The organism is Limimaricola hongkongensis DSM 17492, from assembly GCF_000600975.2.
GTDB classification, from domain to species: domain Bacteria; phylum Pseudomonadota; class Alphaproteobacteria; order Rhodobacterales; family Rhodobacteraceae; genus Limimaricola; species Limimaricola hongkongensis.
On sequence record NZ_KK088650.1, the window covers coordinates 645,079 to 664,574 of the forward strand.

General features: G+C 67.5%; 20 protein-coding genes and 2 pseudogenes. 11 read left to right on the forward strand and 11 right to left on the reverse strand.

Annotated features, from left to right (window positions below; translation table 11 throughout):
* Positions 1 to 6 precede the first annotated feature (6 nt).
* Positions 7 to 444 (reverse strand): universal stress protein, encoded by a 438-nt coding sequence (locus LOKHON_RS07750; RefSeq protein ID WP_017929051.1) that lies wholly within the window; start codon positions 442 to 444, stop codon positions 7 to 9.
* A 138-nt stretch (positions 445 to 582) separates the two neighbouring features.
* Positions 583 to 1,614, reverse strand: a complete 1,032-nt coding sequence (gene gntR, locus LOKHON_RS07755) for an HTH-type transcriptional regulator GntR (protein ID WP_017929052.1) — start codon at positions 1,612 to 1,614, stop codon at positions 583 to 585.
* A 91-nt stretch (positions 1,615 to 1,705) separates the two neighbouring features.
* On the opposite strand from gntR, the gene LOKHON_RS07760 reads away from it, so the two are divergent.
* The 9 genes from LOKHON_RS07760 (at position 1,706) to LOKHON_RS07800 (ending at position 8,888) form a co-directional block, all read left to right on the forward strand.
* Positions 1,706 to 2,266: a gluconokinase gene (locus LOKHON_RS07760; protein ID WP_017929053.1), complete on the forward strand. Its 561-nt coding sequence runs from the start codon at positions 1,706 to 1,708 to the stop codon at positions 2,264 to 2,266.
* Positions 2,263 to 3,276 (forward strand): TRAP transporter substrate-binding protein, encoded by a 1,014-nt coding sequence (locus tag LOKHON_RS07765; protein WP_017929054.1) that lies wholly within the window; start codon positions 2,263 to 2,265, stop codon positions 3,274 to 3,276. Before LOKHON_RS07760 ends, LOKHON_RS07765 begins: the two co-directional genes overlap by 4 nt.
* Before the next feature lie 86 nt (positions 3,277 to 3,362).
* The gene (locus LOKHON_RS07770; protein WP_017929055.1) at positions 3,363 to 3,917 is read left to right on the forward strand and encodes a TRAP transporter small permease subunit; all 555 of its coding nucleotides are present in this window, start codon (positions 3,363 to 3,365) and stop codon (positions 3,915 to 3,917) included.
* Positions 3,917 to 5,233, forward strand: coding sequence for a TRAP transporter large permease (locus tag LOKHON_RS07775; protein ID WP_017929056.1), 1,317 nt, complete (start codon positions 3,917 to 3,919; stop codon positions 5,231 to 5,233). Before LOKHON_RS07770 ends, LOKHON_RS07775 begins: the two co-directional genes overlap by 1 nt.
* A gap of 245 nt (positions 5,234 to 5,478) precedes the next feature.
* Positions 5,479 to 5,781, forward strand: coding sequence for a hypothetical protein (locus LOKHON_RS07780; RefSeq protein ID WP_017929057.1), 303 nt, complete (start codon positions 5,479 to 5,481; stop codon positions 5,779 to 5,781).
* A 250-nt stretch (positions 5,782 to 6,031) separates the two neighbouring features.
* Positions 6,032 to 6,445 carry a c-type cytochrome gene (locus LOKHON_RS07785; protein ID WP_026147541.1) on the forward strand — a complete coding sequence of 138 codons (414 nt, stop codon included), beginning with the start codon at positions 6,032 to 6,034 and terminating at the stop codon, positions 6,443 to 6,445.
* A gap of 89 nt (positions 6,446 to 6,534) precedes the next feature.
* Entirely contained in the window at positions 6,535 to 7,377 is an 843-nt protein-coding gene (locus tag LOKHON_RS07790; RefSeq protein WP_017929059.1) for a universal stress protein, read from the forward strand.
* A gap of 189 nt (positions 7,378 to 7,566) precedes the next feature.
* Positions 7,567 to 8,394 carry a universal stress protein gene (locus tag LOKHON_RS07795; RefSeq protein WP_017929060.1) on the forward strand — a complete coding sequence of 276 codons (828 nt, stop codon included), beginning with the start codon at positions 7,567 to 7,569 and terminating at the stop codon, positions 8,392 to 8,394.
* Between the two features lie 59 nt (positions 8,395 to 8,453).
* Positions 8,454 to 8,888: a universal stress protein gene (locus LOKHON_RS07800; RefSeq protein WP_017929061.1), complete on the forward strand. Its 435-nt coding sequence runs from the start codon at positions 8,454 to 8,456 to the stop codon at positions 8,886 to 8,888.
* A gap of 148 nt (positions 8,889 to 9,036) precedes the next feature.
* Here LOKHON_RS07800 and LOKHON_RS07805 read toward each other — a convergent pair whose 3' ends face one another.
* The 4 genes from LOKHON_RS07805 to LOKHON_RS07820 are packed head-to-tail and all read right to left on the reverse strand — an operon-like array spanning position 9,037 to position 13,258.
* A complete protein-coding gene (locus tag LOKHON_RS07805) occupies positions 9,037 to 10,311 on the reverse strand; it encodes a TRAP transporter large permease (protein ID WP_017929062.1) in 1,275 nt (424 codons plus the stop codon).
* An 8-nt stretch (positions 10,312 to 10,319) separates the two neighbouring features.
* On the reverse strand, positions 10,320 to 10,829 hold the full coding sequence (locus tag LOKHON_RS07810) for a TRAP transporter small permease (protein ID WP_017929063.1): 510 nt from the start codon (positions 10,827 to 10,829) through the stop codon (positions 10,320 to 10,322).
* Between the two features lie 21 nt (positions 10,830 to 10,850).
* Complete coding sequence (locus tag LOKHON_RS07815; RefSeq protein ID WP_017929064.1) at positions 10,851 to 11,840, reverse strand: TRAP transporter substrate-binding protein; 990 nt, start codon at positions 11,838 to 11,840, stop codon at positions 10,851 to 10,853.
* A 47-nt stretch (positions 11,841 to 11,887) separates the two neighbouring features.
* Positions 11,888 to 13,258, reverse strand: coding sequence for an amidase (locus LOKHON_RS07820; protein WP_017929065.1), 1,371 nt, complete (start codon positions 13,256 to 13,258; stop codon positions 11,888 to 11,890).
* A 288-nt stretch (positions 13,259 to 13,546) separates the two neighbouring features.
* Between LOKHON_RS07820 and LOKHON_RS07825 the strand changes: the two genes are divergently transcribed.
* Positions 13,547 to 14,032 carry a RidA family protein gene (locus tag LOKHON_RS07825; protein WP_060490108.1) on the forward strand — a complete coding sequence of 162 codons (486 nt, stop codon included), beginning with the start codon at positions 13,547 to 13,549 and terminating at the stop codon, positions 14,030 to 14,032.
* Here LOKHON_RS07825 and LOKHON_RS07830 read toward each other — a convergent pair.
* The 4 genes and pseudogenes from LOKHON_RS07830 to LOKHON_RS07835 form a co-directional block, all read right to left on the reverse strand.
* Positions 14,023 to 14,802 carry a LysR family transcriptional regulator substrate-binding protein gene (locus LOKHON_RS07830; protein ID WP_245631440.1) on the reverse strand — a complete coding sequence of 260 codons (780 nt, stop codon included), beginning with the start codon at positions 14,800 to 14,802 and terminating at the stop codon, positions 14,023 to 14,025. The genes LOKHON_RS07825 and LOKHON_RS07830 overlap by 10 nt on opposite strands.
* 36 nt (positions 14,803 to 14,838) lie before the next feature.
* Positions 14,839 to 15,081 (reverse strand): annotated as a pseudogene (locus LOKHON_RS16675) (helix-turn-helix domain-containing protein); the annotation flags it as partial.
* 33 nt (positions 15,082 to 15,114) lie between these two features.
* Positions 15,115 to 15,420: pseudogene (locus LOKHON_RS16455) on the reverse strand (IS3 family transposase); the annotation flags it as partial.
* 610 nt (positions 15,421 to 16,030) lie between these two features.
* Entirely contained in the window at positions 16,031 to 16,831 is an 801-nt protein-coding gene (locus LOKHON_RS07835) for a GNAT family N-acetyltransferase (RefSeq protein ID WP_026147543.1), read from the reverse strand.
* Between the two features lie 282 nt (positions 16,832 to 17,113).
* On the opposite strand from LOKHON_RS07835, the gene LOKHON_RS07840 reads away from it, so the two are divergent.
* The gene (locus LOKHON_RS07840; RefSeq protein WP_017929070.1) at positions 17,114 to 18,172 is read left to right on the forward strand and encodes a TRAP transporter substrate-binding protein; all 1,059 of its coding nucleotides are present in this window, start codon (positions 17,114 to 17,116) and stop codon (positions 18,170 to 18,172) included.
* A gap of 6 nt (positions 18,173 to 18,178) precedes the next feature.
* Here the strand turns inward: LOKHON_RS07840 and LOKHON_RS07845 are convergent, their stop codons facing one another.
* On the reverse strand, positions 18,179 to 19,360 hold the full coding sequence (locus tag LOKHON_RS07845; protein ID WP_245631441.1) for a winged helix-turn-helix domain-containing protein: 1,182 nt from the start codon (positions 19,358 to 19,360) through the stop codon (positions 18,179 to 18,181).
* Positions 19,361 to 19,496: the final 136 nt, after the last annotated feature.

Genomic DNA, 19,496 nt, shown 5'->3' on the forward strand with positions numbered 1-19,496 from the left:
GGCTCCTCATTGCACCACCGTGACCGGCAGGTCGGCCGCCTTCACGAGATTGAAGGTCGAGGAGCCGAAGATGCGGCTCGAAAAGCCCCCTTCGGAGGAGCGGGCCACGATGATCTGCGCGGCCTTCTGCTCCTTGGCGATGGCGTTGAGCGTGTCGGCGACGTCGCCGTGCCGGACCTTGCCGACGGCCTTGAGCCCCAGCCCCTCCAGCTTGTTTACCGCCGGGTCGATCACGCGGGACATGACGGTGCTGATTTCCTCTTCGCGGCGCTTGTGGCGCTGCGCGTTCTCCTCGGCGGTCTGGAACGAGAAGGGCGACCATTCGATCACATAGGCGACCACGAGGTCGCAATCGCCGATGAGCCGGGCCTGCTTGATGGCAAAGTCGAGGGCGCGCTCCCCCGAGGCATGGCCGTCAAGACCGACTACGAGCCGGGTTGTCATAGAACCTCTCCTGTCATTCGCGGAGACGGCCTGTCACGCGGCCGCCGCCGGTGGTGTCGCTTGCGGGGCGCGGGGCCCCGTGCGTTCAGCATAGGAGGGCAGGGGCCGGGTGTCCTGTCTTTGTTTCCATACAATCCCCTATTGGCCCGCCGATGGGTGGCGGGCCGGGCCGTCGGTGCTGCGCCGCGCCTGCACCTCGGCCCCCAGATCGACGAGCGCCGGGCCGGGGTCGCGCGCGTCCAGCCGGGCGCGGATCATCTCGGCGGCGCGCGCGCCCATCTCGAAGCGGTTGGTGCGCACCGAGGTGATCGGCGGCTCGGCGGCGCGCATCATCTCCAGGTCGTTGAAACCGCAGATGCCCAGGGCCCCCGGCACCGGCACGCCCATGCGCATCGCCTCGAACAGCGCGCCCATGGCAAGGTCGTCATTGTTGCAAAACACCGCGTCGGTGTCGGGCCGCCGGGTCAGCAGCGCGCGCAACAGCGCAGCGCCGCGCCCGACGCTCGACGGCTGGTCGGTGGTTTCGGCCCGGTCCGCGTCATACAGCCCCGCCGCCTCGGCCTCGGCGCGGAACCCCGCGAAGCGGCGCTGCGTGCGCGGGTCCATCCGCGCGCCCAGGAAACCGGGGCGACGGTAGCCGCGCGCGATCAGGTGCCGCGTCGCCGCCGCGGCCGCATCGTGATGCGAAAACCCGACCATCATGTCGACCGGGTCGGGCCCCGTCTCCATGACCTGCACCAGCGGGCACCCCGCCCGGTCGAGCAGGCGGCGCGCGGCGGGGGTCTGGTCGATGCCCGCCACGATCAGCCCGGCCGGACGCTGGCGCAAAAACACGCCGAGCAGGTTCTCCTCGGTCGATGGATCGTAGCGGGTGATGCCGTATTGCACGTCGAACCGGCTTTCGCCGAGACGGTCGTAGATGCCCGACAGCACGTCGGTGAACACCGCGTTGGTGGCCGAGGGGATCAGTACGCCGATCACGTCCGAGCGCCCCGTCGCCAGCGCCCGCGCCGCCGGATCGGGGACATAGCCCAGATCGGCCACCGCCGCGTCGATCCGGGACCGGGTCTCGGGCTGTACCGTGTCGGGCCGCCTGAGCGCCCGGCTCACCGTGATCGGCGACACGCCCGCCCGCGCCGCCACCTCCGCCAGTGTCACCCGTTTCGCCATTCGCACTCCCCCTTGACGGATGACAGCGCTGTCACCTAATGATAGCGCTGTCATCGTAGCCCCGGCGGGCGGCTGCGACAAGGGAGGCGGCATGAACGAGCGGCGCGGACCGATTCTGGTGATGGGCGTGAGCGGCGCGGGCAAGAGCACCGTGGCGCGCGGTCTCGCGGCGCGTCTGGGCGGCGTCTATCTCGATGCCGACGACCTGCACCCCGAGGAGAACGTCGCCGCCATGTCGCGCGGCGAGCCCTTGACCGACGCGCTGCGCTGGGGCTGGCTCGATCTCGTGGCCGAGGCGATGGCCCGCACCGAACCCTTTGCCGTGGTCGCCTGCTCGGCGCTCAAGCGCGCCTATCGCGACCGGCTGCGCGCGCGGCTGGGCGAGTTTCCCATCGTCTATCTCGATGGCGATTACGATCTCTTGCGCGCGCGCATGTCGATCCGGGAGGGGCATTACATGCCGGTCTCGCTGCTCGACAGCCAGTTCGAGGCGCTCGAACCCCCATCCCCGGAGGAGGGCGCCATCGCCGTCTCCGTGGCCCCGCCGCCCGACGAGATCATCGCCGAGGCGGCGGAGCGGCTTTCATCCCGCCTGCAGGGAGGGCCCGACGGGTCCGGGCAGGCAGACACCACCCCGAGGAGGACCTCATGACCAAGACCTTCACCATCACGCTGGCGACCGCGCTGACCCTGTCGGGCGCCGCCATCGCGCAGGATCACAGCTTCCGCTTCCAGTCCTCGGACCCGGCGGGCAACCCCAACTTCGCGCTTCAGAAGGAATGGGCCGAAAGCGTCGGCGAGATGTCCGATGGCCGCATCGCGGTCGAGATGCTCCCCGTGGAATCGATCGTCGCCCATAACGAGACGCAGGACGCGATCGCCGCGGGCATTCTCGACGGCCACATCACCGACACCTCGTATTTCTCGGGCAAGGACCCGGCCTTCGGCCTGATCGCCAACCCGGTCGGCGCCTGGGGCGACCCGCAGCAGATGTTCGACTTCATGGAGAACGGCGGCGCCGACCTGATGAACGAGCTGGTCGAGCCCTACGGGCTGCACTTCATCGGCGCCACCACGCCGGGCCTCGAGGCCTTCGTCTCCAAGGTGCCGCTCGAGGGCGTCGACGATCTCAAGGGTCTGAAGCTGCGCGCCCCCGAGGGCCTCGTGCAGCAGGTCTTCGCCGCCGCCGGCGCCGCCCCGGTGAACCTGCCGGGCTCGGAGGTCTTCACCTCGCTCGACAAGGGCGTGATCGACGCGGCCGACTACACCGTGTTCTCGACCAACCAGGCGCAGGGCATGCACGACGTCGCCCCGCACCCGGTCTATCCGGGCTTCCACTCCATGCCGCTGGTCGAGGTCTCGATGAATCTCGACAGCTGGAACGCGCTGCCCGACGACCTGAAAGAGGTCATGGAGCAGTCGGTCAAGGAGTTCGCCCAAAAGCAGGTCTCGACCCTGAACGCCGCCGACGAGGCCGCGGTCGAAGAGGCCAAGGCGGGCGGCGAGGTCACCGTGCATGACTGGTCCGACGAGGAGCGCGCCAAGTTCCGCCAGATCGCCATGGGCGAATGGGAAAAGGTCGCCGCGCGGTCGGACAAGGCGCAGAAGGTCTATGACACGCTGACCGGCTACCTGAAGGACAACGGCCTGATCGCCGAGTAAGGCGTCAAGGCTCGCACGACACCAGGGACGCCCGGGCCGCAGGTCCGGGCGTCTTCGCAATCGCTATTCAACGAGGGACAGGGCCAGTGACCGAAGATCACGCCGACATCACGCCACCCCGCGACGAAGGCGCGCCGATCCCGGAGGCGGGCTGGCTCGGCCGCGTCGTCGACCGGGTCGGCATCGTCTTTGCCGTGGGCATCATCATCGCCATGCTGATCCTGATCCAGGAGGTGGTGCTGCGTTACTTCTTCAACCGGCCCACCATCTGGGCGCATGAAACCACCGTGTTCCTGTCGGGGATGGCCTTCGTCTTCGGCGGGCTCTACTGCACCGCGCGCGACCGGCATATCCGGGTCGTGCTGATCTATGACCAGCTCGGGCCGAAGCTGCGCCGCGTCTTCGACGTGGTGATCTCGGTCATCTGCGGCCTCGCCGCCGCGATGTTCACATGGGCCGGCTGGATCATGGTGTCGCGCGCCGCCTTCACCCCCGCCGGCGAGTTCCGGCTGGAGCGGTCGGGCAGCGCCTGGGACCCGGTCTATCCCGGCCTGATCAAGGTCTTTCTGATGGTGGTTCTGGGGGTGATGACCGTCCAGTTCGTGATCCTCGCCTTCAACTACGCGCGGGGACGCCGCTGATGGAATTCTTCGGACTGCTGCAGGGCCTGGGTATCGAAGGTGCCACCGGGCTGATGTTCGCGATGCTGCTGGTGCTTCTGGTCACCGGCATCCCGCTGGCTTACGTGACGCTGCTCGTGGCGCTGATCTTCGCGCTGGGCTGGTTCGGGCCGATGGCGGTGCCGCTGATCACCAGCCGCGTCTATTCCTTCGTCTCCAGCTTCGTCTTCGTCTCGGTGCCGATGTTCGTGCTGATGGCGGCGATCCTCGACCGCTCCGGCATCGCCCGCGACCTGTTCGACGCGATGCGCCTCGTCGGCGGCCGCCTGCGCGGCGGCATCGCGATCCAGACGATCCTCGTGGCCGTGATCCTGGCCGCGATGTCGGGCATCATCGGCGGCGAGGTGGTGCTTCTGGGCCTGATCGCGCTGCCGCAGATGCTGCGGCTGGGCTATGACAAGCATCTCGCCATCGGCGTGGTCTGCGCGGGCGGGGCATTGGGCACCATGGTGCCGCCCTCGATCGTGCTGATCATCTATGGCCTGACCGCCAACGTCTCGATCGGCGACCTGTTCACCGCGGCCTTCGTGCCCGGCCTGATGCTGGCGGGCTTCTACGTGGCCTACGTGCTGATCCGCGCCTATCTGAACCCGGCCATCGCGCCGGTGGTCGAAGGACCGCGCGCCACGACGACCGAGAAGCTGCGCCTTCTGAAAGGCCTGTTCCTGCCGATCCTCGTGGTGATCGGCGTGCTCGGTTCGATCTATGGCGGCATCGCGAGCGTGACCGAGGCTTCGGCCGTCGGCGTGCTGGGTGTCACGCTCTCCACCATGATCCGCGGCGAGTTCACGATCGAGCTGATGAAGGCGGCGGCGCTGCAGACGCTCCAGACCGTCGGCATGATCGTCTGGATCGGCATCGGCGCGACCGCGCTGGTGGGCGTGTTCAACCTGATGGGCGGGATCAAGTTCGTCTCGGCGATGATCACCGGCATCTCGGACGAGCCGGTCGTGGTGCTGTTGTTCATGATGGCGATCCTGTTCATCCTCGGCATGTTCCTCGACTGGGTCGGGATCGCGCTTCTGACCATGCCGATCTTCGTGCCGATCATCACCTCGATGGGCTACGACCCGGTGTGGTTCGGCGTGGTGTTCTGCATGAACATGCAGATGAGCTTCCTCTCCCCGCCCTTCGGGCCGGCGGCGTTCTATCTCAAATCTGTGGCGCCACCCGATATCAGTCTCGGCACGATCTTCCGCTCGCTGCTGCCCTTCATCGGCATGCAGGCGCTGGCGGTGGCGGTGCTGATCCTGTTCCCGGCGATCGCGATCTACTGACCGCGTCCGAACGCGCCCGACCGGGCGACGACCGGCCCGTCCCCTGCGATGCAGGGGGCGGGCCTTTTTCATGGGGCCCTGGTCCAGCCGCCGGAACGGGCAGGCCCGCTTCGAAGGCGCTGCGTTCGGCCCGCCTGCCGGCCCGGCCTCCGGGGGGGCGCTGCGCGCGCATGCGGCATTGACACGATGGCGGGCATGGGGGCTGATTGGAGGCAGGGCTGTCCTGTCCTGAGGGGGAGGGTAAGATGAATTCCGATACCATCGTCGCAAGGCGCGCCCTGATCCGGGCCTACCGGGCCTATCTCGATGCCGAGGACGATCTTGCGCAGGCGCTGGACCACGCGGCGGCCGTTCTGCCGGAACTGCGCCAGCACGGGCTGCGTCCGATCGGGGCGCCCGGGTCGCGCATTCGCCGGTTGACGGAGCTGCGCAGCCATTCGGTCGAGGTGCTCGACGTCATGCGCGACAAGCACCGCCGCGCCGTGATGCGGATCGCCGCGCGCAGCCGGGCGACGCAATCATCCGAGCCGCCTAAAGCGTTGCGATAATAGCCGCGCATGCCCTGCCGGGGCGGCTTTGGCAGGGCGCGCCCCGGCACCTCCACCGGGCGTGGTGGCGGGCGCGCCTGTCCTGTTTTTGAGCCTCGCCGACAGGTCGGCGGCGCGCGCCGGTTCCGCCGCGCCCCGGTTCCGCCGCGTCGTGGTGCCGCTTGATTCAGATCAAGGCGGCGCCGCGCCGGTCGCGCGAGGGATGGCCCATGGCGGGCCGATCCCCGCGCAGGGCCAGAAGGAGCAGATCATGACATGGATCATCACGGCGGCAGCGCTGTCAGCGGCGGCGGTGCTCGCGGCCTGCGCCATGCCGGAGCCGGAACCCGAACTGCCAAGCGGGCGGACGCTGTTCATGGAGAACTGCGCCTCCTGCCACGGCGCGGGCGGCAGGGGGGACGGCCCCATGGCGCGGGATCTGCCGCGCGCTCCGACCGATTTGACGCGGCTGAGCAGGCGTGGGCAGGCTTTCCCGACGGTGCATGTGATGTCCTATATCGACGGCTATTTCCGCCAGGACGACCCGGACCAGGTCATGCCGGAATTCTCGGAGCTGTTCACCGGCCCGACCCTGCATGTCGACACCGGTGACGGGCTGCTGACGCCGACGCCGCAGCCGCTCGTCGCGCTGTCCGCCTATCTGGAGGCGATCCAGGAGGGATGATCCAGATCAAGGCGCGCCCGGTGCGATGCCGCCAGCCTTGAAACCGGATGCGCGGCCCGCCCGCGCGCCCCAGGGAGGGAGGACACCTGATGCCCGGCATTCTGATGACAAGCGACCTGTCGGAGCGCAGCGGCCAGGCGCTCGGACGCGCGCGGCAGCTCGCGGCGGCGCTCGGAACGGATCTCGAAATCCTGCACGTGGTCGATGACACGCTGCCAAGCCGCATCGCCGAGGAAACGGCGCAGGCCGCGCACGAGCTGTTGACCCGCGACGCCGCGGGAGAGGGCAGGGTGGAGGTGACCTTCGGCCATCCATGGCGGCGCGTGGTTGATCGCATCCATCGCGGGCGCTTCGATCTCGTGGTGATGGGGGCGCATCGCGACCGCGGCATCGTCGACCTGTTCCGCGGCAGCGTGCTGCATCGTTGCGTGCAGATGTCCGACGCCCCTGTGCTGGTGGTGTCCGGCCGGCCCGCCGCGCCCTATGGCAGGATCATGGTCGGCACCGGCTTTGCCCGGCGCGACACCGATGCCGCAAGGCTGGCCGCCCGTCTGGCGCCGGGGGCGCCGGTGCGGATGGTCCATGCCTACCGCGTGCCGTTCGGCGGGTTCGGCTACCGCATGGACGACACCGGCGACATCACCAAGCGCGACCGCGACGAGCTCGAGGAGCCGATGCGCTTCCAGATGGAGCAGATGCGGCGCCGGCTGTCGCAAGACGGGGTCGAGGCGGACTGCGCGCTGCTCGAAGGGCGGACGGTCCCGGCGCTGATCAGCGCCGTGGCGCGCGACGGGATCGACCTGCTCGCCATCGGGCGTCACGGCGCCGAGGGCCACGTGCCGATGACCATGGGCCGCGTCGCCTCCGAGTTGCTGGCCTGCCTGCCATGCGACCTGCTGGTGCATCCGGGCCATCTTCCCCGCGAGGCGTGAACGGGGGGCTTGACCTGGATCAAGGACGTCCGGGACGGCGCGGCCTATCGTGACTTGCAACGGGCAAAGACCTGCGGGCCGGGCAATCACGCGCGGACAGCCGGTCGATGCCGCGGATGCCGGTGGTCCCGACATGCCGGCGCCGTGCCGCCGTGACCGGCATCACCCGCTATCGAAAGGAAGACACCGATGACCAACCGCACCATTGCCCTGTGCTTTACCGAACCCGAGAGCGCGGAAGCGCTTGCCCGGACGGGGGCCGCGCTGGCCCGCCGCCACGATGCGCATCTGCTCGGCCTTTACGCGCTGCCCGATCCCTTCGTGCATCTTCCGGCCTCGATCTACTTCACCGGCGAGGTCGTCACCCAGATCCGCGCCCGCCAGGGCGACGCCGCGCGCCAGATCGAAAAGGTCTTCCTGGCCGCCGCCGAAAGCGAGGGGGTGACGCCGGAATGGCGTTGCCTCCAGGCGCGGCTCGCGACGGTGGGCGAGCGCTTGTGCGAAAGCGCCCGCGCCGCCGATCTCGTTCTCGTCGCGCGCCCCGAAGACGAGGCCGCGGGCCGCCCGCAAGAGGAGCTGATCCGCAATCTGGGCCGCCCGGTGCTGATGATTCCGCCCGGTTACGCGCCCGCCGCGCTGGGCGCGTCGGCGGTGATCGGCTGGAGCACCACGCGCGAGGCCACGCGGGCGGCGCATGACGCGCTGTTGCTGCTCGACGCGCGGGCCGAGGTGGTGCTGCTCAGCGTCGACAAGGCACCCGGCGCGGACGAGGAGGATTACCCCGCCAACGACATGGCGGCGATGTTCAGCCGCCACGGCATGAACGCGACCGTGACCCACAGGGTGCCGGGCGACCGCCGTATCGCCGAGGTGATCGAGCGCGAGGCCTTCGAAACCGGGGCCAGCTTCATCGCGACCGGCGCGTTCGGGCATTCGAAGGCCTATGACTTCGTGCTCGGCACGGTGACGCGCGACCTGATGCGCCACGCCAAGCGCCCGGTCCTGTTCTCGAAATGACGCCATGCGGGGCCGCCGCCCGGCGGCGGCCCCGAGACAACTCCCGAAAGGAGACATTCATGTTCAAAAAGATCGTGGTTCCGGTGGATCTGAGACATCTCGACCAGCAGGAGCGGGCGCTTGCCGTGTCCGCCGATGCGGCGCGCCATTACGGCGCGGGGGTCACATATGTCGCGGCCACGCCCTCGGCGCCAAGCTCGGTCGCGCGCAGCCCGGAGGCGTTCGCGGACAAGCTTCGCGATTTCGCCGCGGCGCGCGCCGCCCAAGGCGGGTTCGACGCCGATGCCCACATGTTCATCGTCAACGACCTGACCGGCGATCTCGACCATTACCTTGCCGAGGAGATCGCGAAGCTCGACCCCGACCTCGTGATCATGGCCAGCCACCGGCCCGGCGCCGGGGATTATTTCTGGCCTTCCCATGGCGGGCGCGTCGCGACGCATGTGCCCGCCTCCGTGCTGCTCGTGCGCGAGGATGTCGGCCTCTCCGGCTGACCGGGCCCGGTCTCGCCCGCGGCTGGTGTCGGCGCCGCGCCGGAAGGGCGATCCGATGCCCGCGCGCGCGACCTTTTGCATCGCGCCCGGCTATCGCCGCCACCGCCGCGAGACGCCCCGCCCGAAGGAAACCGGGCGGGGCGCCGCATCAGAACATGAGGTTCGGAAGAACCATGCTGATGGCGGGGATGTAGGACAGCAGGATCAGCGCCAGCAACATCAGCAGGATCGTCGGCAAGGTGGCGCGGAACACTTCGCCGAGGCTCATCCGGGCCACGCCCATCGCGACGAAGAGGTTGAGCCCCACCGGCGGGGTCAGCATGCCCACCGAGAGGTTGACCAGCATGATCACCCCGAAATGGATCGGGTCGACGCCGAATTGCTGGGCGATCGGCATCATCAGCGGGCCGAGGATGATGATCGCCGAGGCGCTGTCGAGAAAGCAGCCCGCCAGCAGCAGGATCACGTTGAACAGCGCGATCACGAAGAACGGGTTGTCGGTGCTCGACAGCACGTAGGCCGCGAGATCGCCGGGCGCGCCGGTCGAGGCCAGCAGCCACGAGAAGGCCGAGGCGCCCGCCGTGATCAGCAACAGCGGACCCGAGATCAGCCCGGTGCTGCGCAACACCTTGAACGTTTCGGGCACGGAGATGCTGCGATAGACCACCGCGCCGACGAACCAGCCATAGAGACAGGCGGCGGCGGCGCTTTCGGTGGGGGTGAAGACGCCCGAATAGATGCCGCCCAGAAGGATCACCGGCAGGCCCAGCCCCCAGGCGGCGCGGCGCAGCGCGGCGAGAATGCTGCGCACCGAAGGGTAGGCGTCGCGCGGGTACCCCTTGCGCGCCGAGTACCATGTCGCGAAGCCGACCAGCAGCCCGCCGATCAGCAGCGCCGGCAGCAGGCCGGCGGCAAAGAGCTGACCCACCGAGGTGCCGGTGACCGAGCCATAGATGATCAGCGCGATCGAGGGCGGCACGATCGGGCCCAGCGTGCCCGCCGTGGCGATCAGACCGATCGAGAAGCGCCGGTCGTAGCCGGCCTCGACCATCGCCGGGAACAGGATCGAACCGATCGCGATCACCGTGGCCGGGCTGGAGCCCGAGATCGAGCCGAACATCAGGCAGGCCACCACCGCCGCGGCCGCGAGCCCGCCGGGCAGCCAGCCGATCAGCGCCCGCGCCAGCCCGATGAGCCGTTCGGACAGCCCGCCGATCCGCATCAGCTCGGCGGCGAGGATGAAGAAGGGAATGGACATGAGCGAGAAGTTGTTCATGCCCGAGAACATGCGCATCGGCACGAGGACGGGATCCATGCCGCCCCAGAAATAGAAGACGGCCGCCACGGCGAGCGCGAGCGCGGCGAAGATCGGCAGGCCGAAGATCAGCAGGCCGAAGAAGACGGGAACGAGAGCGCCAACCATGTCGGACCTCAGCTGGTTTTGATGTCGGCCTGCGGCGGCTCGTAGAGGCGCCCGCCCACGAGATCCCGCAGGACCAGCAGGTAGCGCAGCATCATGAAGAGGCCGGCAGAGGGAATGACGGCGTAGATGTAGCCGACGGGAATGCGCATGGCGGGCGACAGCTGGCCCATGCGCGAGGTGTTGAGCACCAGCTTGCCGCCATACCAGACCAGCATGGCGGCAAAGACCAGACCGAGGCAGGCCGCCCCGATCTGGAGGATCTTGCCGGTTCGGGGACCCGCGAAGGCATAGACCGCCTCGACGCTGATATGCGAGGCATAGCGGACCCCCATGCCCATGGTCAGAAAGCTCATGGTGATGAGCGAGTAGAGGATCAGCTCCTCCGACCAGAACAGGGAATGGTTGAACACGTAGCGCGCGATGACCTGCAGGATGGCGACGAGCGTGGCGACGAGGACGAGCCCCGTGACGAGAACGCTCTCGATCCGGTCGACGATGCGGTTGAGCCAGACGATCATGCTAACGGGTCCCCGATCCGGTCATTCGCCCTTGGCCGCCGCGAGGGCCTTGTCCATCAGCGCGTCCGAGACCTTGGGACGGAACTCCTCGTAGATCGGCTGCGAGGCCTCGACGAAGGCGGCGCGGCCTTCCTCGGACAGCTCGATGATCTCGATCTCGTCCGCGATGTCCTCGAGGATGCGCGCCTCGTCCTGGACGGTGAATTCGCGCGCCGCGTCGCGGCCCGTGATCATCGCCGCCTCGACCACGCTCTTGAGATCGTCGGGCAGGCTGTTCCAGGCCTGCAGGTTCATCACCGCCGCATAGGTGTGGTAGGCGTGGTTGGTGAGCGTCATGTAGTCCTGCACCTCGTGGAACTTCATCGAGGCGATGTTGGCCAGCGGGTTCTCCTGCCCCTCGACGACGCCCTGCTGCAGGCCGTTATAGACCTCGACATAGGCCATCGCGGTCGGGTTGGCGCCATAGGTGCGATAGGTGGAGAGGATCGTCGGCGCCTGCAGCGTGCGCATCTTGATGCCCTCGAGATCCCCGGGGCCGGCGATCGGGCGGATGTTGTTGGTCATGTTGCGGAAGCCCGCGCCCCACATGGCGATGCCGTGCAGGTTGTTGGCCTCCAGCGTGGAGAGCAGCTCGGTGCCGACCTCGCCGTCGAGCACGCGCTTCATCGCCTCGTCGCCCTCCATCAGGAAGGGCAGGTCGAACAGGTACATCTGCTCGTTGAAATTGGCGAGGTTGCCGGTCGGCGGAATCGCGATGTCGACCAGCCCCATCTGGGTCTGCTCGATGATCTCGACATCGCCGCCGAGCTGGGCTGCGGGGCGGATGCTGATCTCGATCCGGCCGTCGGAGTTCTTCTCGACCTCCTCCTTGAACACCACCGCGGCGCGCGCGTTGGGCGTGTCCTCGGTCAGCACGTGGGCGAAGGTGAACTCGAACTCCGCCGCCGTGGCCGCGGAGCCGAGCAGGGCGCTGGCCATGGCTAGCGAGATCGTGAGGGTGCGATAGGACATGTCGTCTCCTGTTGGTTCGTCTTGTTGTTGCTTGGTGGTGGTCGGGGTCAGAGCGGCGGCGGCCCGAGAAGCTCGGGGGCCGCCCCCAGCACCGCCTCGGCCCCGAGGCCGGCGGCGAGCAGCCGCTCCTCCTCGTGGGGCGGGGCGATGATCTGCAGGCCGGTGGGGATGCCGTTGCCGTCCAGCCCGGTCGGCAGCGTCAGGGCGCACCAGCCCAGAAGATTGACGATGGCGGTGTTGCGCAACGCCATCATGTTGGAGTGCCGGTAGGTCTCGGGATCGTCGAGATCGGCCAGAAGCGGCGCCGAGATCGGGACGGTCGGGGTGACCATCAGGTCGATGCCCTCGAAGGCCCGCGCCGCCGCGCGCCCGCTTTCGGAGAGGGTTTCGCGCCGCTGCAGGTAATCGGCGGCGGTGATCTCGCAGGCCTGGTCGACCCGCACCCGGACCGCCGGGTCGAGCCGCGCGATCCGCTCGGGGAAATGCCCTTCCAGAAAGCCGCGCAGCTCGGGCGCCCCCAGACCGCCCCGGCGGAAGATGTCGAGCACGCGGTCGAGATGCGGCAGCTCCACCTCCACCAGCCGCGCCCCGGCCCGCTCCAGCCGGGCGATGGCGGCGCGGGTGGTCTCGGCGATGACCGGGTCGATATCGTCCCAGACGAGATTGGTGACGATGCCGATCCGCAGACCGCCGGGCGCGCGGGGCGCGACGCGCGCGCGCCCTTCGACCGCGGCAAAGAGATAGGCCAGATCCGCGACCGTCCGGGCCAGCAGGCCGGGCGTGTCCATCGAGGGCGACAGCGGCACGATCCCGTCGCCAGACCAGCGGCCATGGGTGGTCTTGAGCGCGGTCTGGCCGGTGAAGGAGGCGGGAATGCGCACCGATCCGGCGGTGTCGGTGCCAAGCGCGGCGAGCGCGCTGCCCTGGGCGAGCGACACGCCCGCGCCCGAGCTCGATCCCCCCGCCGCGCGCGGCGCGCCCGGCGCCGACCACGGGTTCACCGGGGCGCCCCAATGTGGATTGGTGCCCAGGCCCCCGAAGGCGAACTCCACGGTATGGGTCTTGCCGGTCACGACGCAAAGCTGGTCGAGCAGGCGCCGCACGAGCGGCCCGGCCCGGCGCCACTCCTTCGGAAACTCGGTATCCGTGCCGGCAAAGACCGGCAGGCCCGGCACACCGTAGAGATCCTTGACCGAAACCGGCAGCCCCATCATCGGGCCGAGATCGGCGCCGGTCGCGATGAGCGTGTCGATGGCGCCCGCCTGCCGCGCGGCGCGCGCGCCGTCCCAGCACTTGTAGGCGTTCAGGCGGTCCTCCGTGGCAGCGTGGCGCGCCGTGGCTTCGGCCATGAGCGCGGCAGCGCTCAGCGTGCCGTCGCGCAAGCCGCGGGCGATATGTTCGAGCGAAGCCTGGAGCACCTGTCGTCCCCTCCTGCGGTTGATCCGGTGCCTCACCCTTATGCAGAGCCTGCCGCAAGGCTACTGCCCTGTGCGACAGCTCGATGCGCGGCAGGCGAGCGGGGCGTTGCCGCCGGACGTCATTATCTGTCTGAAACGAAATAATAAAACATGCGAAATGCAGGTTTTGCCGCGCCGCGCTGTTGTCGCTTCGGCAAAGCCCTGTTGCCGCCTGCGCGCTCGTGGTCGATCCCGAAATGCCTAATTTGGCACCGCACACACACAGCAAAGCGCATTGGAGACCGACTCTTGGCACATGATACCGAACGCCGGCTGAACGAGATGGGCATCATCCTGCCCCGGCGGCCGAAACCGATCGGCAACTACGTCCCCGGCGTGGTGGTGGGCAACATGCTCTACACCTCCGGCACGCTGGGCACGCAGCCGGACGAGAACGACAACGACGTGCTGCCCTATGTCGGACGGGTCGGATCGGACCTCACGATCGAGGAGGGCTATGCCTCGGCGCGGCTGATGGCGATCAACCACCTCGCCATGATGAAGGCGGTGCTGGGCGATCTCGACCGGGTGAAGCGGATCGTGAAGATGATCGGCTACGTCTCCTGCGCGCCTGATTTCTACGAGCCGCACAAGGTGCTCAACGGCGTCTCCGACCTGTTCGTCGCGCTATGGGGCGAAGAGAACGGCCGCCATGCCCGCGCGGCGCTGACCCAGCACGTGCTGGGGCTGAACGCCCCGGTCGAGGCCGACATCACGATCGAGCTTCACGCCTGATCGGCGCGCAGGCGGGCGAGCAGCGCGGCATCCGACGTCTCGCCCTCCGCGAAGACCGAAAGGATCGAGGCGATGAAGGCCTCGCAGGCGGGGGAGCGATGCTGCCCCCGCCGCACCACCGCATAGATGAAACGATGCTCGAAATCGTTGCAATCGAGGTTCAGCGGCACCAGCTGGCCGAGCGTCACCTCGCGCATCACCGCCTGCAGCGGCAGATAGACGATCGCGTTGTTGCGGATCGCGTGCCGGATCAGGAAATGGAACTGGTCGGCGACCACGATCGGGCGCGGCGTCACGCCGATCCGGGCGAAGGCGCGGTTGAGCAGGTGATGGATGCCAAAGCCCGAATCCGGCATCACGCAGGGCTCCTGGGCCAGATCGTCGAGCCGGAGCTTGCGCCCATCCGCCAGCGGGTGCTTGGGCGGCGCCAGCGCCAGAAGCGGCTGGCGCCATTGCCCGACCGTCTCGATCCCTTCATGGGTATAGTGGTCATAGACGAAGCCGATCTGCGACAGATGCTGCTCGACCGCTTCGAGCACCCGTTCGCGCCCCCGGATCCGCACCCGGAACTCGACGCCCGGATGCCGGGCGCGAAACCCGGTGATATGCGCCGACAGGAACGGATCGGTGATTCCCTCGACGGTGGCGATCGAAACGGTCCCGGCCTTGAGATCATACAGATCGGCGATGTCGCCCTTGGCCACTTCGATGCGGTTGAAGACCACGGCCAGATGATCGACGAGCAGCTTGCCCGCCTCGGTCAGTTCCACGCCCTCGGCGCGGCGATCGAGAAGCTGTCCGCCGAATTCATGTTCGAGCTTCACGATCTGCCGGCTGATCGCCGAAGGGGAGACATGCAGCCGTTCAGCCGCAAGGCGAATGGATTTGAAACGGGCCACATGAAGGAAATACTGGCCGGCTGTCAGGTTTATCATGGTGCTCTGGGCGTTCTGGATGGCTTTGTTGCGCGAAACCGGGGGCTCTCTTTCCCGGATGGGGGGCGCGACCTTTGTGACAGCTATGCCAAGGACGGTATAGCGGTTGGGCATTGCCACGCGGATCGAATGGCCCCGTGTTTCCTGGACGCCCTCGTGCCTCGGTTTCTGCTGTCGCTCGAACTCGAGGGACGACAGCATTCCGTTTCGCGCATGCCTGCGCTTCGCAGGACATCTCGATGTCATTGAACGCGTTCCGCCGGTCTTTTTCGCGCGTGCGGCGGGTCCAGCGCCCGATCCGTTCGCGCCCGGGCAGGTTGAAGGCGTTCTCGGGCGAGACCTTGTCCGCCATTGGTCGAGCGCATTGTCATGGCAGTTGTCGCGACGGCTCGTGGAGTGCTTGAGATCGTGGGCCTTCAGGAAAGCGGCCCGGTCCATGCTGACGAACCGGCTCTACGGCGACTGGAAGGGCGGGAGGGCCGAGGCGGTGTCACAGCCGCAGACGGCTGTAGCGCATGAAGCGATCCAGAGCGATGTGAGGCTCTGACTTCATTGGGTTTTCTGGAAAACCTGGCTGAGGCAATAGGATTGCAGTATAAGTAATTGATATAAATGTGTTTTATTGGATATCTTGGTATATTGTGTCAACCGCTTAGTGGGCAAAACCAACCATGTGCTTCAGCTTGTGTCTCATGGATATGGACGGTCCGGCATCACACCGAGATCGCGCTGGTGGCCCAAGGTGTCGGATCAAGGCTGGATCGAACGAGCCCAAGCCTGCTGCTGGAGCAAGAAGATGAGAGAGCTCTCATTCCGCGCGATCGGACCAGCAGGAGGCCGGCGATGTCATTCCCACGAGGCGGCGATTACCCCAAGAAGGTAAGTTGGCCTGTTCACCGGGGGATGAGGCAAATAGCCGACATTCGCTGCGATTGTGTCAATGGACCATCATGCAGGCTGCGTCGATCCGTTGAGACCACCGAATAAAGCGGGCATCGGTGTCTTGTTCCGGGGAGCGGGAGTCCCGGTTCGGCCGAGACCGCAAATTTTAAACTGCAATCGGTCAGTATCCCGGCTTCACCGCTCCACTTATCCGTTCGAGTGGCGCAAAGCCCGCACGTCGATAGATGCGATGAGCGGGGCTGTCCGGATCTGCGGCGATCAGCACACTGACGCCGGGCGCACGGGACACGGCCCACTCATTGGCGATTGCCAGAAGCGAAGTGCAGATACCGCGACGACGGTATTCCATTCGAGTTTCGACCGCTTGGTATCGCGCGACACGGTCGTCATGAAAGATTCCCATGTCAGCCACCAAGCGGGTGTCGTCGAAAACGCCGAACCAGCAGCCCAAGCCAGTTTCGACCAAGCGCCGGTACCCGGCGACACGACGTGTTATGAACGCGCGGTGGTCGGAGCCGCTGTAACCGTCCTCCAGGCTGGTTTCGTATTGAAGGGCGGCAACCTGCGCCCAAGCGGAGGCGGTGTCTACGATGCCAAAACGTAGTCCCGCAGGCAGCGGGGGTGCGGCAATCGGTGCCTTCAGGACGAGGAATTCGACCGCATCCAGATCGAAACCTTGCGAAAGTAGATAATCTCCTGCCGAGCCGAGAGCGAGGCCGGGTATGTCCCATTCGAGACAGATATGCGCGCTGTCCGGAAATGCCCGCCTGGACAGCGCCACATGCGCTACCGGGTCATCCGGTCGGTCTCGGAGGATCACCCGATTTCCATACCAATAGCTGGGTTGGCTCGGCGTGCGTAGCACGAGATGATTGCCGCGATCCTCAAGCTGCGACAAGTCGCGCATGATCAGCAGATCGGTGGCGATACCGTAAGAGCGGACCGGAATATCAGGACCCATAGGCACCTCGCAGGCTTCTATTCTACCAGAAGGTAGTCGGAAGCATTCCTCCAAGCGCAATGACTGCTTTGAATTTGGAGGTGACGTTCGCTGCGGCGAGCACCTAGGTCCAGTTTGGCCGTTCCCGTTGCCACGCCTACCTACATTTGCCAAATGCTGCTCATCATGGTCTCCCTGCCTCAAATTTGTGGAAGAAGGCGTCCACGAGACACGGGGCTGTTCATCTCCAAGTTTGATCGGCGGCTAGGAAGGGCACATGATGGGCGGTGCCAACGGCTCCATGTGAAGGCGCTCGACATGTCATGTCACTCTCTGTCCGTCCGCCGGCTGGGCCTGGTGGTCATGGCGCTCGGCCTGACTTCCGCTGCGGCGTCGGCCGACGAGGACGTTCTACGCTGGCGCATGAACAGCCTGCTCTATCCGAAGCTATTCGGCGAAGCCGGGTCCTACTTCGCCGCCGAGGTCGAGCGCCTGACAGCGGGCCACTTTGTCATCGAGGTGCGGGACCGGATGGTCCTCGATCAGGATAGCTTCGGCGCGCTCGAAGCCGGTCTGATCGACGCGGTCTGGGGGTCGGCCGGTCATCACCACCGCGAGGACCCGGCGTTCGCGATCTTCAGTGGCTTCCCTTTCGGACCGGGCCCCGAGGGCTTCACGGCCTGGATGCGCGAGGGCGGTGGAGCCGAGGCGCTCGACGCGATCTATGCGCGCCATGGTCTCAGGAGTTTCTATTGCGGAGTCCTGCCGGCCGAGGGTGGCGGCTGGTTCCGCGCACCTGTCGAAACGGTCGCCGATCTCGACGGGCTGCCCATGCGTGCCTTCGGCTACGGCGCGCTGACGCTGAGGGCGCTCGGCGTCGTGCCCTACGAGTTACCAGCGGCCGACATCCGCCCGGCGCTGGAGACCGGGCTGATCGCGGCGGCGGAGTTCTCGTTGCCGTCGATCGACGCCGATCTCGGCCTGCACGAGGCGGCGGGGCATCTTTACATGCCCGGCTGGCAGCAGCCGGCGACCTCGCTTGAGCTGCTGATGCCCGAGCGCAGCTGGGTGGCGCTCTCGGATGACCGTCGGTCCGCGATCGAGGCGGCCTGCGAGGCGACGCTGACATGGTCGCTCGAGACGGCGCAGATGCGGCAGGTGGCGGCACTGGAGCGGTTCCGCGCCGAAGGGGTCGAGGTCCATGATTGGCCCGAGGAGATCCTTGCAGGGCTGCGACGGGCCTGGGCGAAGGTGATCGCCGAGGAGACCGCCCGCGATCCGCTGCTTGCCGCGGCCTGGGAAAGTTATCTGAACCATGCCGAAGGCCGAGGCGCTGCCTCGGCGCAGGGCCATATCGATTAGGGCGCATCAGTCAGGCAGCCCGGCCCGTCGCAGCCCGTCGAGGAACCGCTCCCGGCTGTCGCGATCGGACCAGCCGTCGAGCGACTGCGCCACCGCGGCGATGCTGCTTTCCGGGCGGCGGCCCTCGGCGGCCTGAATGATCGCGGCCGCCTCATCGGTGCGGCCTGCCTGCGCGAGGCTCGATGCCAGCAGCCAGCCGGGCCACCAGCGCGTGCCGGTGAATGTGCCGGCGCCATGCAGCGCACCGAAGGCTTCCGCCGCACGGGCCGGCTCCTGCGAGACGAGATAGCTCAGCCCGGCCACCTGCCGATACCACCCCGGCGGGGTCGGATCGAGACGCAATGCCTGCTCGATATGGCCCACGGCTTCAGCGCCATGGCCGGTCAGCGCCAGCACATGTGCCAGCACGGCGAGGTTATCGGCCTCATCGGGCTCGATCGTCACCGCCGCCCGCGCATTGGCCAGCGCATCGACCGGAGAGCGCATCTCGGGAAAGGGGGAGAGCAGCCGCATTTCGGCCAGCAACCGATGCGCGTCGGAACCGCCTCCTCGGGCCACTGCACGCTTCACCATCTCGATGGCCCGCGCCATCTCGCGGCGGCCTCCGCCCCATGCGAGATGCTGGACTTCGAGCCAGTAGGTCAGGCCAAGGTCAGCCCAAGCCACCGCGTCGTCGGGATCGTCCGCGACCGCTGCCTCGAGCAACGCGCGCGCCTGCTCGTTGTCCTCTCGTCTCTGCCAGTTCCGCCCGTCGAGCAGCGTCTCGGCGGCAATGGCCCGGCCCTGCATCACAGGCGAAGCGTCCGGTTCGGCAGGCTTCGTCAGCCATCCCAGACCCACCAAGACGACGGCCACGACGACGGCCGCGCCGAGCCGAACCGTGCGCTGCGGTCGGTTGTCGGGCGGCGCATTCCCTGTCTCTTTCTCGAGCACGTAGCCACGCCGGGGCACCGTGCGCAGCAGCGCTGCACCGCGCGGTCCCAGCGCGCGCCTGATGTCGCTTATGCATTGCGCCAGAGAGTCGTCGGACACGATGACGTCCGGCCATGCGTCGCGCAGGAGATCGTCCTTGGCCACCAGTTCCCCGCGCCGCGCCAGCAGGAGTTCGAGCACGCGAAAGGATTTGGCGCGCAGAACCCGCTCGGCGCCGGTCTCATCCACGAGCCGACCGCGCTTGGGGTTCAGCACGATGTCGCCAATCCGGATGGTCTCACATGCCTCCACGACGATGACCCGGTGCTGGACCTGCCGATTTTAGCACAATTTCAAGCGCCCTTCAGGCCGTTTTCAGGACTTGGGCCCCGCTTGGCCGCAGCTTCAGAAG